The sequence below is a fragment of the Trichocoleus sp. DQ-A3 genome (assembly GCF_039961975.1).
Classification (GTDB): Bacteria; Cyanobacteriota; Cyanobacteriia; order Cyanobacteriales; family FACHB-T130; genus FACHB-T130.
In genome coordinates this window covers 1-12,826 of the sequence record NZ_JAMPKC010000003.1, presented here as the reverse complement: position 1 = coordinate 12,826, position 12,826 = coordinate 1, and the positions used below count along the sequence as shown (strand labels likewise).

General features: G+C 46.9%; 10 protein-coding genes. 5 read left to right on the top strand and 5 right to left on the bottom strand.

The window, feature by feature from the left end; all coding sequences use genetic code 11:
• The first annotated feature begins 108 nt into the window (after positions 1–108).
• Positions 109–720, top strand: coding sequence for a DUF3318 domain-containing protein (locus NDI44_RS06415; RefSeq protein WP_190410450.1), 612 nt, complete (start codon positions 109–111; stop codon positions 718–720).
• Positions 721–723: 3 nt separating this feature from the next.
• Here NDI44_RS06415 and NDI44_RS06410 read toward each other — a convergent pair whose 3' ends face one another.
• From NDI44_RS06410 to NDI44_RS06400, 3 genes are all read right to left on the bottom strand, one after another.
• Entirely contained in the window at positions 724–2,487 is a 1,764-nt protein-coding gene (locus tag NDI44_RS06410) for a phospholipid carrier-dependent glycosyltransferase (RefSeq protein ID WP_190410449.1), read from the bottom strand.
• Between the two features lie 618 nt (positions 2,488–3,105).
• Positions 3,106–3,378, bottom strand: a complete 273-nt coding sequence (locus NDI44_RS06405) for a hypothetical protein (protein WP_190410448.1) — start codon at positions 3,376–3,378, stop codon at positions 3,106–3,108.
• A gap of 121 nt (positions 3,379–3,499) precedes the next feature.
• Positions 3,500–4,111 carry a hypothetical protein gene (locus NDI44_RS06400; RefSeq protein WP_190410447.1) on the bottom strand — a complete coding sequence of 204 codons (612 nt, stop codon included), beginning with the start codon at positions 4,109–4,111 and terminating at the stop codon, positions 3,500–3,502.
• Positions 4,112–4,553: 442 nt separating this feature from the next.
• On the opposite strand from NDI44_RS06400, the gene NDI44_RS06395 reads away from it, so the two are divergent.
• The 3 genes from NDI44_RS06395 to NDI44_RS06385 all read left to right on the top strand — a co-directional run bounded on the left by NDI44_RS06395 (position 4,554) and on the right by NDI44_RS06385 (position 6,858).
• On the top strand, positions 4,554–5,150 hold the full coding sequence (locus NDI44_RS06395) for a DUF1003 domain-containing protein (RefSeq protein ID WP_190410446.1): 597 nt from the start codon (positions 4,554–4,556) through the stop codon (positions 5,148–5,150).
• Between the two features lie 233 nt (positions 5,151–5,383).
• Positions 5,384–6,112: a cadmium resistance transporter gene (locus NDI44_RS06390; RefSeq protein WP_190410445.1), complete on the top strand. Its 729-nt coding sequence runs from the start codon at positions 5,384–5,386 to the stop codon at positions 6,110–6,112.
• A gap of 122 nt (positions 6,113–6,234) precedes the next feature.
• Positions 6,235–6,858 (top strand): hypothetical protein, encoded by a 624-nt coding sequence (locus NDI44_RS06385; protein WP_190410444.1) that lies wholly within the window; start codon positions 6,235–6,237, stop codon positions 6,856–6,858.
• A gap of 247 nt (positions 6,859–7,105) precedes the next feature.
• Here the strand turns inward: NDI44_RS06385 and NDI44_RS06380 are convergent, their stop codons facing one another.
• Positions 7,106–8,389: a glycosyltransferase gene (locus NDI44_RS06380; RefSeq protein WP_190410443.1), complete on the bottom strand. Its 1,284-nt coding sequence runs from the start codon at positions 8,387–8,389 to the stop codon at positions 7,106–7,108.
• Between the two features lie 649 nt (positions 8,390–9,038).
• Positions 9,039–9,908 (bottom strand): shikimate dehydrogenase, encoded by an 870-nt coding sequence (locus tag NDI44_RS06375; RefSeq protein ID WP_190410887.1) that lies wholly within the window; start codon positions 9,906–9,908, stop codon positions 9,039–9,041.
• A gap of 201 nt (positions 9,909–10,109) precedes the next feature.
• Here NDI44_RS06375 and NDI44_RS06370 point away from each other — a divergent pair, with 201 nt between their 5' ends.
• Entirely contained in the window at positions 10,110–12,716 is a 2,607-nt protein-coding gene (locus NDI44_RS06370; protein ID WP_190410442.1) for a CHASE2 domain-containing protein, read from the top strand.
• The last annotated feature ends 110 nt before the right edge of the window (positions 12,717–12,826 follow it).

Below are 12,826 nucleotides of genomic sequence, written 5' to 3'. Positions count from 1 at the left end.
GCATATCCCTACTTTTACCAGTTATTTCATCCACATTCCTTAGAATAGTTTTCAGTGAGTAGAGGGGAGCGATCGCGTCTTTACCATAGTTGCCCCAAGTCATCCAAGATGAATCCAGAGCCTGAAATTCGCCGCTTATTAGATGTCATGCCTGCATCTGGTCGAATGCTGACAAAAGTGGTTAGCAAACCGGAGCAACAGCAGGTGATTAATAGCCCATTTCCGCTGCCTTGGGCACAAGATCGACCGATTTATATCAATTTTGATTTATGGCGTCGCTTGTCTCAGCCGCAGCGAGATTTGCTGATTTTACGCACAGTTGCTTGGCTGACTGGGATCAAGTGGTTTAAACCCGACCTTTATCAAGGTGTGGTGGCGGCTGGAGCAATCGGAGCAATCGTGCAGCTTGTCCAAGGAGATGCTGTGGGTGTTGTCGTGGCTAGCGGATTGAGCGGACTGGCAGCGACTCAGATTTGGCGAAATACTCGCAGTTCTCAGTCTGAACTGGATGCGGATGAATCGGCAATTAAGGTAGCAATTCGGCGGGGCTACACGGAAGCTGAAGCTGCCCAGCAATTGTTATCCGCAATTGAAGCCGTCGGTAAAATCGAAGGTCGCTCTAGTTTAAATTTTACAGAGTTAATTCGCTCTCAAAATTTAAGAGCGATCGCGGGTTTGTCATCGCTGAGCGTTCCAGAAAGCGTCAAAAAAAGCAGTTAAGCTTTAGCGATCTCGACAGTAATAAAGCTTGGTTTCGTAGCCATCCACTGAAGGAAAATTGGCATTCGTAACACATTTATCTAACTCTATGGGTGCGTGGAAATTTACCAGCAAAACATCTAGAGGGCGCGGTAAAGTAGCCAAAGTTTTTTGCAGCGCCGCTGTTGAAGTTTGAGGATTTTGGTCTTGATGCGCTAGGAGAAATTGGATTTCCCTTGGCTGTACCGCTTGCTGTTTGAGTTCCCACGCGATTCCCATCATTTCCCCATTTTGTACATGGGTTTTGTGAGTTGTGGCAATTAGAATTGGCACTTGCACAGATGAAGATGGGGAATCTTGCAACTCTATAATCGGTGGTACTAAGAGATCGGGGCGATAGTATTTCTGATAACCCAAATTGCAGGCGACTGTTAGCCCGCTCAAAAGTCCCATGAGCCAAATGAGCGCCACAGCTTTTTGACCAGATATTTTAATAAAAGGGTTGATTTTACCTTTGGTTTTTGAGCTGGGATTGGTGCTTACTGGACTTGACTGTTGTAAAGCAGTTTCTTCAACCTTCACAGCGTTCCAGCAGGCGGCAAGACTGGCTCCTACGATAACAATTACAGCGGGAAAATAGACGAAGTTATACCTTGCCCCGCGAGTTAAATCAATTCCGAGGATGTAGGTAAAGACAAAAAATAGCGCGATCGCACTCCAAATGAAACCCTCAAATAGTTGGGTTGTCAAACCCGCTGCTTCTTGGCGCTGGAATTTCAACCCTCGACAGAAGATGGGTAGCGCCCAAAGAAAGAAAACAATCATCACAGCCCCAGAAAGAATCACCACGACTAAATCGGGTGACTCTACCGGCAGTAGAGCGATCATCGTAATCCAAGCCGCGATCGCTTGAAAGATTGGGCTAAGCCATGCCAAACCGACGCGATCGCCTTGAATCCATTCGGTTAGCTTGCCCCCATAACTGTTCTGCAAGAATACTGGCACCCACACTAATCCCCCCGCCAGCGTCCCAGCCGCAACCGCCAGCAATGGGATCGAGGACTTGACACTGGGAAATTTAAAATTCTTCTGAGTCCGTCTTTGTTGCCATAGAAGGACAATCAACGCCAGCGCTTGGGCACCTAAAGTTAGAACGAAAAAATAATGACTGGAAATTCCTAATGTATTAATCCCTACCCAGAGTAGTACCAGCCAAACGGGCAGAGGTACCTGACGTTGCAGGTGTCGTGCGGCAACCACCAGACAGGTAAGGGAAGCGATCGCCCACAAAATTGCCAAAGTGTAATGACGGGCTTCCTGCGCTAGAAAGATGCCGTAGGGCGAAACCGCCATCATTGCTGCTGCCAGGTGCCCTACCAACCGAGAACGAAACGCAAACCAGCCGAATGCGTACATTGCAGGGATAGAGGCGACGCCGAAAAGGGCAGCAAGCGATCGCGCCCCCCACAGCGAAACCAATCCCCCGTTTGGGGGAAATAGTTTCAACCATAGGTGAGTTAGCACAAAGTAGAGCGGGGGATGGTTACTTTCAGTGACTAAGTGATGAATGACATCGTTGATTCCTGCTGCTGGGTTTGGTTGCAAAGGTTGCAGAAGAGTATTGAGTGCGATCGCTCGATCTAGGGGTACGCCGCGAAAACTATTGCCCAGGCTGAAAACCAGCGTCGAAAATTCATCCGTCCAAGGCGACTTGCCAGCCAAATTCAGCAAGCGCAAGCCAGTCCCAACTCCTATCCACACTAAAAGTAGCAGCCAGTTATTAGTCATTAGTCAATGGTGAATGATACTTAGTTAAGCGCAATCGCTAACTATCATCCCTAGCTTAAATGGCACTCGCGTTAAGCCGTGTAAGATCCCATTGAACAAACGTTGCTAATCTGTTGACGTAGTACACAATCAGGTTGCTGCATGAGCGGATAAACTCGATTGGCGACGCTTTCTCGCTCTCAGGGGACTGCGTCCCGGAGGCTCTGCTCGCAGTCTGAATGCACGACAGCTTAGTAATCTGAAGAGACACTCGAAAAGGACATCCTCTCCTATCCGCTTGGCAAATCATTGCCGTAGTAAAACATTACTCAAACATAGCACCGGCTATCAGTTGCACAGGAGCCGTAAAAACGTAGTAGATGATACCTGTCCCCAAGAGTAAGACAGCCAAACTGAAGAGCATTACCCAGCGATCGGACGGTTCATAGGTATCTTCGTCAATATCACGAGCCTTTGATGCGTGAACTACCCACCACCAACCGCAAGCGGTATGGTGGCGCTTCCAACTTCGTGGGGGATTTACGGCGAATAAGTTAATTTCACTTTATGAGGATTGCCTCATAAAAACAAATAAACTTTCTTGTCAGATGAATAATTAGAAGTGATTGAATGCTGCCTTCAGCTATTAAAGCTTGATATCAGAGAATTCCAATCGAGGTTTTTCACCAGTTGGATCGCATCTTGGGGCAAATTCCCGATCTCACCCCACAACTGTCCGGGGGTAATGCCAAAAACGTACTGCAATCCCGCCACCAGCACCAAAATCGTCAAAATCAACCCGAAACCAGCTTTTAAGATTCTAATCAGCAGCGTAACCAGCAAGAGGGACACGGCGATCGCTGCAACTACTAATACAATCTGCGAATCTACTGACCCAATTAAAGAATCCATAATCCAAAATGCTAATGAGTGAGTAACAATAACTTTCCATTCTTTTGTACGGTGAGTTGACTCAATGAGCTTGCAAGCCAATTTGTTAAATCATTGCGTCAACCCACTTGTACGCATCCCATTAATCGTCAATTTCTACGGCTGTGAACGTACTAGGAATGCGAGATTCAATAAATTCCTGCGATACGTTAGGAACTGCCAGCTTATTCTCTTGGGAAGACTTGAGTGGTGGAACGTTAAACTCAAGCGCAGAGGTATCAGGATTTCGGCGAGCGATTAAACGGGTACCATCCAGAATTGTATAAGTGGCAGGTGTTGACTCAATGCCTGCAACGTTAATACCACTCGGTAAATAAATTCCCTGGCAATCCCAGCCTTCAGGAGTTGTCTCACCGTCTGCTAGAAAGTAGAGATTGTTATCGCCAGTCTTCGATTCCTCAGAGGCGGGACCAAAGATGCCGATGGTGTTCCCGGTTTCGTTCCTGCATTGTCCCCAGGTGACACCCGACTCGATTGCGGCTTTTTGCAAGGTCAACTCGTCAATTCGCTGTTGCACTTCTGGAGGGACATCCTGGCTTTCCTGGAGTGCTGATAAACCGTTTAGCGTTTTTGTCACCTGAATATAGTCAGGATTTTTGGATACCTTGGGTCGATCTGCCAGAGAGGGTTGGGCGATCGCTAGGTTCACCACAAATATCACTAGGGCGAGCGCAATTTTGAAAAGATTCTTCATGTTTTTCTCTTGTGACAACCAGAAAGGCTTTCTCAATGTTCTTGTGTCTTTTGTCCAGACTGGCTATCCAGACTGGCGATCCGGTTTGGCAAGAATCTATTGCAGAAGCATAAATTCATCCTACGTAATCACAATTTATAAAAGCAAACACTCTTTTTTGTTGAATCGATAAACTCAATTGATTGAGCAACTGGCATTACTGAAATTACCCGCAATTTGCACCAACGCTGTTCTGGGTAACAACCAGGGTTGGAAAAGTCGAATTCATAACGCTTAGCCTAAGTCAATCACTTCAATTTATTAATTCAACAAGAAAGAGTATTTGCTCTTATACTTTAAGCGCCATACAGTGAAACTATAGCAAGTGCAGCACAAATACAAAAAACCCCTAAGCGCACTCATCAAAGCATTAAACGAATTTGAAGTTGCAAGAGGTAACAGCATGAACTCCACTCAATCCAGTCAACCCACTATCAACGAATCGCAACAAGCCCCTGTCGTTCTGAAACAACCACAATTTTCAAAGATTCAACCACCTGTGAAGAAGCCCTTAACGTTTGGGCAAAAGGTGGCAGACAAAATGGCAACTAAAGTAGGTTCTTGGGCGTTTCTGATTGGACAATCAACCGTTCTTGCTGGATGGGTAGGTTGCAACCTGATACCGGGACTGCCTCACTGGGATGAGTCTCCCTTCATGATGTTGAACCTGGTGTTCTCCTTTGCCTCTGCTTATACCGCTCCTGTCGTCTTGATGAGCCAGAACCGCCAATCAGAAGAAGATCGGGAAAGTGCGAATCACAACTACCAGATCACGTTACAAGCCGCTCAAAACCTCGAACTGATCCACGAAAAGCTGGATGCTGACTATGCCAAAAAACTAGACGAGCTAACTGTATTAATCAAGCAACAACACCAAGCAGCGAGCGAAGTCAAGGTTGTGTTCGTACCGGCTCAAGACTTGAATGAGTTGGAGCATCACTCCAACAAGATTGCAACGGTGGCTGTTCTCAATAGCCACTCCAGAAAACAGGCTTCCTAAACATTTTCAATAATTTAGCTCGAACTAACGGTCAACGACTAGCTAGAAATGCTAAAAATGATGCCTTTACGATTCTCGTGGCTTATTTATTAATCCTTTCGTCATCCGTAGGTTTTGAGCTTCGTTGTGAGACGTATTCTCTTCAAAGCATCTCTCACAATCCCAACAGGATTGCTACAGCGTCGCGCCAAAAGTTCGGATAGACACAACAGAATTTGGAGCATGAACTGAACATGAACGGACTTTTCGCGGCAATTTCAACCGGCTTTACCGCCTTCACAGCAACTAACCTGGATGACATTTTGATTCTGATGCTGTTCTTTTCCCAGGTTAATACCCTCTTTCGCAAACGCCACATCATTGCCGGACAGTATCTTGGCTTTGCCGCCCTCGTTCTCGCCAGCCTTCCCAGTTTCTTTGGCAGTTTGTTGTTGCCGCGTCCCTGTATTGGAATGTTAGGATTGGTTCCGATTGCGATCGGCATCAGCCGCTTAGTGAATTCTAATACAGAAGATGATGCTGACTCAGACGAAACGCCAGCTCAACCAGCCTGGTTTAGCAGTTTCATCTCACCCCAGGCGTATAGCGTAGCAGCGGTAACTTTTGCGAATGGCGGCGATAACATTGGAATCTATATGCCGCTGTTTGCAAGCTGCACCTGGGAAAATCTAGCCACCATTCTGGGAGTGTTTTTCTCGCTGGTGGGTGTGTGGTGTCTTGCCGCTTACAAGTTAACCCAAATTCCGGCGATCGCAGATAATTTGACTCGTTACGGCAACCATCTAGTCCCTTTTGTTCTGATTAGCTTAGGGATGTTAATTCTATTTGATAGCGGCACTTTAGAAAATCCAGGATTGGCAGTACTGACGCTCGTAATTAGTGGTCTTTACCTGTTAAAACTAGGAACCACAATTAATCAAACGCTACAAGCCCAAGCACCAGTTTTGAAAGTTCTGAAGTAGACAAACGGTGTGTGGTTTTAAACTGATATTTCTTTCTTGCACACCTGACTTAAGATAGTTTCCAACTTTTGAATCACATTTTTAGTTGGAATGTTCAGTTATCTCAAAGTAAGGAGAATTCCATGAAATTTATCAAAATTGCTCTCGTCGCGCTCGTGCTTCTGGTCAACCTCATGATTGCTCCTCCCTCATGGGCAGGTAAAGACTTCACGAAAGGAACGGATTACGCGGAAGTAACGCAAGCCATCAATCAATTACTACAAGCCAAGGATAATCCAGATCAAGCGGGTTACACGCCCGAAATCTATCAGCAAACGCTCAGCCAGTTGCAACAGCAGAAGTACGTGATGGAAACGGCTCGAAAGCGGGCACAGTGCCATAACGAAACCCCTGGCACAGTGGCTGTCTATGCCAACAAACCGAAGAAGTCTCCGACACAACTCTATTACCTGGCTGCGGGTGAGGAAACGGATGATGATTGGGATTGCGATGGATATTATCTACCTGCGGGAACTCAAGTGGTTCTCGGTCCCAATGCTCAAGCACAAGCGTTGACTGAACCCGTTGCAGTCAAGTTTGTGGACGGAACTCAATCAATTGTGAGAACAAATCGTGCAACGGGTGCAATTGAATTGAATCTGACTCCTGCTCATGTGTTCAAAACGGGTGAAACAAATTGGACGATTCCTAACTTGTCTCAGGCAGATGTCAATGCTCAAACTCCCAGTCCACAAATTATTGATTAATTCTCATCGGAGTTTGAGTGTTATCCAGAACGAGAAGTAACCCTACAACTCTCGGTTATGAGTGTACTTGTTTGACTGGATGCTAGAGGCTTTTCCTACAGTCAGGGAAAGTTTAGTAGGGGAGAAATAGAAAAAAGGCGATCGCCCTTAACGCGATCGCCTTTTTTCTTTGGGTTAAGAGTTATGGGTCAAGAGCCATTGATAGACTCACGACGAATAACTCAGGACTAATGATTAAAGACTCAGATTACTTAGTTTCCGTCACCCGCCAGCTGAGTTTTAGATTGATCCAGAAATTCCACAAAGTCACCGCAGCGATCGCAATTAGCTTCGCAACGTATTGATTCACACCCAGGACATTGAACAGCAAATTCAGGATCAAAAGGTTTAATACCAGCCCACTCAGACAGACCAGATTAAATTTCAACAGCCGCTTGAACCGCTTGTTCCATCCCTGTTGGCGACTGGAAATGTCAGCAAAAGTCCAGCTGTCATTCCACAAGAAATTATTGATAATTGCCAGCTCCGAAGCCAAAGCTGCACTGGTCGTCAGTCCCAATCCCACTTGGGTACGCAGCAAATAAAACACTGCCATATCTACAAATACGCCGCTGAAACCGACTGCACCAAATCGGAGAAATCGACCAATGGGCCAGCGGGAAAGGCGTAACCTCAGTAGATGCCGCAGATAATCTACATATTGCTTCGCACTGACCTTACTTTCCCCCGCTTGGCGTTCTTGAAACACGTAGCCTGCTTCAGCAATCCAACGGATATCGCCCCGACCCAGCACCTCAATTAAAATTTTGTAACCCACCGGACTCAGTGTTTTGCCCACCAAGCACTCGCGGCGTACCAAAAAGTAACCACTCATCGGATCGGAGACACGACCCACTACTCCAGGCAGCAGTATTAACCCCAGCATCTGGGCACCGCGAGATAAAAATCTACGTATAATACTCCAGTCGCTGACGCCGCCACCTTCCACATGGCGACTAGCCGCCGCCAAATCTGCGCCCCGATCCATTTTCGCTAACAGCTGCAATAACAACTCTGGTGGATGCTGGAGATCGGCATCAATTACACCTAATATCTCTCCCCGTGCTGCCTGCCAGCCGCGAATTACCGCTGTCGAAAGTCCCCGTTCTTCAACCCGCCGCATCACTCGCAGATGCGGATACTCCAACATCAGAACCTGAGCGATTTCCCAAGTTCCGTCGGGGCTATTATCATCGACCACAATCAGTTCATAGTCATTCGGGATAGCTCCATCCAACAGCTGAGTCAGTAATCGGACAATCTCCCGGATGTTGTCCCCTTCGTTATAGGTAGGAACCACTAAAGAAAAACGGAGTGGGCGCGTCTGCGCGTACCCGCGCTCGTCCCCTAGTGTCTGAGATGTCTTAGAGCCTGTTAAAGTTGTGGGAAGAGCTAATTCAGAGATTTGCAATGATTCTGATGGAACCCGCAACAGGGGTGGCAATCCAGGAAGCGTGGGATTGTTTTTAATATCTTTGCGGCTTTCCACCATATATCTTTATTCCTCTTTAAAGTCAATAAAATCAAATACTTGCAGCTAAACTTAGAGCCTGAGCGATGTTCTCAAATTCAGCCTGTCCAGACTTCAGAGAAATCTGACCCTCTAATCTTGAGATCCGTAAAAATATCCGTAAAAATTAGCGGCTCCTGTCAGGTACGCAAACTTACGGTTTTAGGGCTGCTCTATACTACGCAACAAGTACTTAATACCACATCCGTACGGCAGTATCTTTACTTAATCTTTAAATTAGTAAGTAGATTTACAGGTCAACCTGTAAAGATTGAGTGAAATGATATCTAAGCTACTGCAAATGTTACAAGATTGATGTAAAAGAGCAAATCAATTTTCTTCAGTAAGACTCCCAAGAGATTACCTTTTTACCTAGAAAAGAGATTTTAATAAATTGTAATATATAAGTCAGTAAAAATTCGCATAAAAAAGTCTGCTGACACAATAACTTGATTTGAATATCCGTAAATTTGCTCAGAATTGCATCTTTTCTCAAGTTACACTAATGTGCAATTTTTTCTTAGCTCCTTTTTTTCAGGAGGGTAGAAAATCGAAATGTCAAGGAAATTCTGACAAGATCCTCCAGTCCCCGCTCCATTAGGGAAGAAAGCCCAAAAATTGCACGCTGGGTTTAATTTTTGATCTTTAATGGTTTTTGTAGAGATTGGCGCATCACGTCCACTGGCGGCTCGCGGTTTAACCAGATTTTCAGGGCGGCGGCTCCTTGTTGGACGAGCATTTCCAGTCCATCAACGATAATTGCGCCTTGTCTTTGTGCTTGTTCCAAGAATCGGGTAGGGTTGGGCTTGTAAATCAGATCGTAAGCGATCGCGCCTTCTGGCAAATTAGCGATCGCTTCTGCATCTAAGGGAGACTCGTCAACCTTCGGGTACATCCCAATAGGTGTTGTATTGACTAACAAAGATGCTTGAGAAATCAGATTCGGGAGTTCTTCCCAAGAATGGGTGCTGATTTCTACTGGTAAGGATGAATTGCGCCAGCTATTTTGAAAAGCGGTTAAATTCTCTCGATTTCGCCCAACAACATGGATTTGGGCACAACCTAGTTTTTTACAACCGGCAACCACCGCCCGCGCCGCACCACCATTGCCTAAAATGACCGCTACACTTTGGCTCCAATCGCCCTGGTCAGCTTCCAGGGGGGCGAGGAAGCCTTCAACATCCGTATTCGTGCCCATCCATCCCTTATCCGTCTTCGTAACAGTGTTGACGGCTCCTATCGCTTGGGCAATGTCTGATACTTCTGATAGCAGGGGGATAATTGCCTGTTTGTGGGGAATGGTAACGCTAAAGCCCACAAAATTATCCATTGCGGCAAAACCGGCGATCGCTTTCTCTAAATCTTCCGGCGCGACCGACAAAGGTACATAAACGCAATCTAATCCTAAATGAGCGATCGCCGCATTGTGCATCACCGGCGATAGGGAATGCCCGATGGGATGACCAATCACCCCTAAAAGTTTGGTTGTACCTTGAATCATCTGCATTTGGAAAAGTTGGTAACAAGCATCGCTTCTTACTACCATACGGCTATCGGAAATCTTGTTGACAAGCAATTAAGAGCGACTTGTCACGGGGATGAGAAAAATCATTAACGACCGACAACTGACAACAGATAAATAACCAAGCTCAGCAAAACTGAGTTGTATGCCAAAATCAGGATTGATGCATACTGAGCGACCATGCTGGGAACACAACTGGGAGGGCGCTATAAAGTTGTCAAAGTCCTAGGAGCTGGAGGATTTAGTCAAACTTACATTGCCGAGGATACGCAGCGACCGAGAAACCCTAAGTGTGTTGTAAAGCACCTCAAACCTGCTCGTCAAGATCCTGCTTTTTTGCAGGTGGCTCGACGGATGTTCAAAACCGAGGCAAAAACGCTTGAAAAACTGGGCCACCACCAACAAATCCCTCATCTGCTAGCTTACTTTGAACAAGACCAACAATTTTACCTGGTGCAGGAGTTCATTGAAGGTTCGCCGCTGAGCGATGAATTGCACCAAGGTACGCGACTGAGCGAATCTGAAATTATTCAGTTCTTGCAGGATGTACTGGGCATCCTGGAGTTTGTTCATGCTTATCAAGTCATCCACCGCGACATCAAGCCGAGCAATTTGATCCGGCGGCGACAGGACGGCAAATTAGTTTTAATTGACTTTGGCGCGGTCAAGGAAATCCGCACCCAGTTGACGAGTGGAACCGATCAGACCAGCATTACAGTCGGAATTGGCACTCAAGGTTATGTGCCGAGCGAACAACTAGCGGGTAAGCCAAAATACAGCAGCGATATCTATGCCTTGGGGATCACTGCCATCCAACTGCTGACTGGGTTAAGACCGAACCAGCTACCAGAAGATCCTGAAACCTCTGAGATTATTTGGCGGGATAAAGTAAAGGTCAGCGATCGCCTAGCAGCAATTTTAGACAAGATGGTACGATACCACTTCCGCGATCGCTACCAGTCCGCTACAGAAGTCAGCCAAGCGATCGCTTCATTGACAGAGGTATCGTTATCTGAAAATACGCCCGTTGCAGAAAAATTTGATCCAGAAAATATTGCCGACAAAAGCGGGGAAAAAATTAGCGATCGCGCGGGTGTCCTTGAGAAAAAGGCATCGCCGATCCGTTTAGCGATCGCCAGTATCCTTGCTACCGGCTTGCTGCTGGGTGTACGACAACTGGGAGGTTTGCAGTCCTTGGAACTGGCAACCTTCGATCAGATGGTGCGGTTACGGTTTGCGACACGGGTATTGGGAGACTTAGATCGTTCATCCCCAATGGAAGGGCCAGATCCTCGCCTCCTAGTCGTCGAAATCACCGAAGCAGATATCAAAGCTCAAAACAGATATCCGCTATCCGACCGGACTCTGCATCAGCTGTTAGCGCAACTAGAACGGCATCAACCACGAGTCATCGGTTTGGATATCTATCGCGACATCCCGATGGAACCTGGTCATGCAGAATTATCCAGGCAATTACAAAAGAGCGATCGCATCATTACCGTCTGCAAAATCAGCGATATCGATAATCCTGGAGTTGCACCGCCAAAAATTGTCCCGGAAGACCGCCTTAGCTTTGACGATTTGGTGATCGATCCCGATAACGCCGTTCGCCGCAGTCTCTTGTTTGCGACTTCCGATGTCGGTGCCTGTAAGACCCCCTACTCCCTCGGTGCGCGTCTGGCACTGCGCTACCTGGAACAACTGGGAATCGAGGCACAACCGCACCCAAAAAATTATCTCCAGCTCAATTCAATTGTCTTCAAACCCCTAGAAGCCAATTTTGGAGGATACCAGCAGGCAGATTCAGGCGGCTACCAGATCCTGCTCGATTATCGCTCCGCTCATAATATCGCCCAGCAGGTAACGCTCACTGAAGTTTTGAAAGGTCAGATTAACCCAGATTGGGTGAAAGATCGCATTGTTCTGATCGGTGTCACCTCACCCACAGTTGATAACGTTTTTTATACTCCCTACGGGGGCAGTCGTAAGATGTTTGGGGTAAGGGTGCAAGCACAGACCGTCAGCCAAATCCTCAGCGTTGTTCTAGACAAGCGACCTTTGTTTTGGTCTTGGTCGGAATGGGTTGAGGTGCTATGGATTGTGGGATGGGCAGCCGTTGGCGGCTTTTTAGCTTGGCGAATCCGTCATCCCCTGCGATTGATTGTGGTTGGAACTGCAACGCTGGGCATTTTGTTCGTTACCGGCTTCTATTTCTTTATGCAGGCAGGTTGGGTACCTGTCGCAGCACCAGCGCTGGGTTTGCTAGGTAGCGGCGGCTCCACGATCGTCTGTCGGCTGGCTCCAAAAAGAAGAAAACAAGAGCAACCTAAAACTCCCCAAGAGACGCTTTCAGCACCGATAGATAACTGCCCCCCAGAGGAGTCAATCCCAGCAGATACGCTATTCACTCAGGAAGTCAACTTCCACTCAGGTTCTACACAAACAACGATGGGTGGCAACTTAGAACCTAATCAGTGCCACTCTTTCTCTCTTTCCGCCACTGAGGGGCAGCTATTGACAGTGGCAGCGGTAGAAGGCAACGTCAATATCACCGTAATCGATCCGGAAGGGCAAACGGTCGGGACGATTACCGATGGCGCACAGTGGCAAGCATTGCTGCCTTCTGATGGGAATTACAAAATTGAAGTATACGCGCCTGATGCATCTGTTTATACCGTCAGTTTTGATGTGGGAAATGACGATGCAACGGAAAGTTTAAAAACCACAATTCTGACAACTTCACACCCGAATAGCGATAATGGTTCGGCGGAGACAACAATAGATTAGACCTCCTGCATGAATGGTCAAGTAGTGTGCCAGTTCATAATCGAGATTGCACAATAAGGGAGTAGATCAGCATCAAGACACTGGGGAGTTGGTATGCCGTATACGGAGCT

Excerpts from the sequence above, each read along its gene's own strand:
- NDI44_RS06415 (WP_190410450.1), top strand. The coding sequence starts at position 109 with ATGAATCCAGAGCCTGAAATTCGCCGCTTATTAGATGTCATGCCTGCA.
- NDI44_RS06410 (WP_190410449.1), bottom strand. The coding sequence starts at position 2,487 with ATGACTAATAACTGGCTGCTACTTTTAGTGTGGATAGGAGTTGGGACT.
- NDI44_RS06405 (WP_190410448.1), bottom strand. The coding sequence starts at position 3,378 with ATGGATTCTTTAATTGGGTCAGTAGATTCGCAGATTGTATTAGTAGTT.
- NDI44_RS06400 (WP_190410447.1), bottom strand. The coding sequence starts at position 4,111 with ATGAAGAATCTTTTCAAAATTGCGCTCGCCCTAGTGATATTTGTGGTG.
- NDI44_RS06395 (WP_190410446.1), top strand. The coding sequence starts at position 4,554 with ATGAACTCCACTCAATCCAGTCAACCCACTATCAACGAATCGCAACAA.
- NDI44_RS06390 (WP_190410445.1), top strand. The coding sequence starts at position 5,384 with ATGAACGGACTTTTCGCGGCAATTTCAACCGGCTTTACCGCCTTCACA.
- NDI44_RS06385 (WP_190410444.1), top strand. The coding sequence starts at position 6,235 with ATGAAATTTATCAAAATTGCTCTCGTCGCGCTCGTGCTTCTGGTCAAC.
- NDI44_RS06380 (WP_190410443.1), bottom strand. The coding sequence starts at position 8,389 with ATGGTGGAAAGCCGCAAAGATATTAAAAACAATCCCACGCTTCCTGGA.
- NDI44_RS06375 (WP_190410887.1), bottom strand. The coding sequence starts at position 9,908 with ATGATTCAAGGTACAACCAAACTTTTAGGGGTGATTGGTCATCCCATC.
- NDI44_RS06370 (WP_190410442.1), top strand. The coding sequence starts at position 10,110 with ATGCTGGGAACACAACTGGGAGGGCGCTATAAAGTTGTCAAAGTCCTA.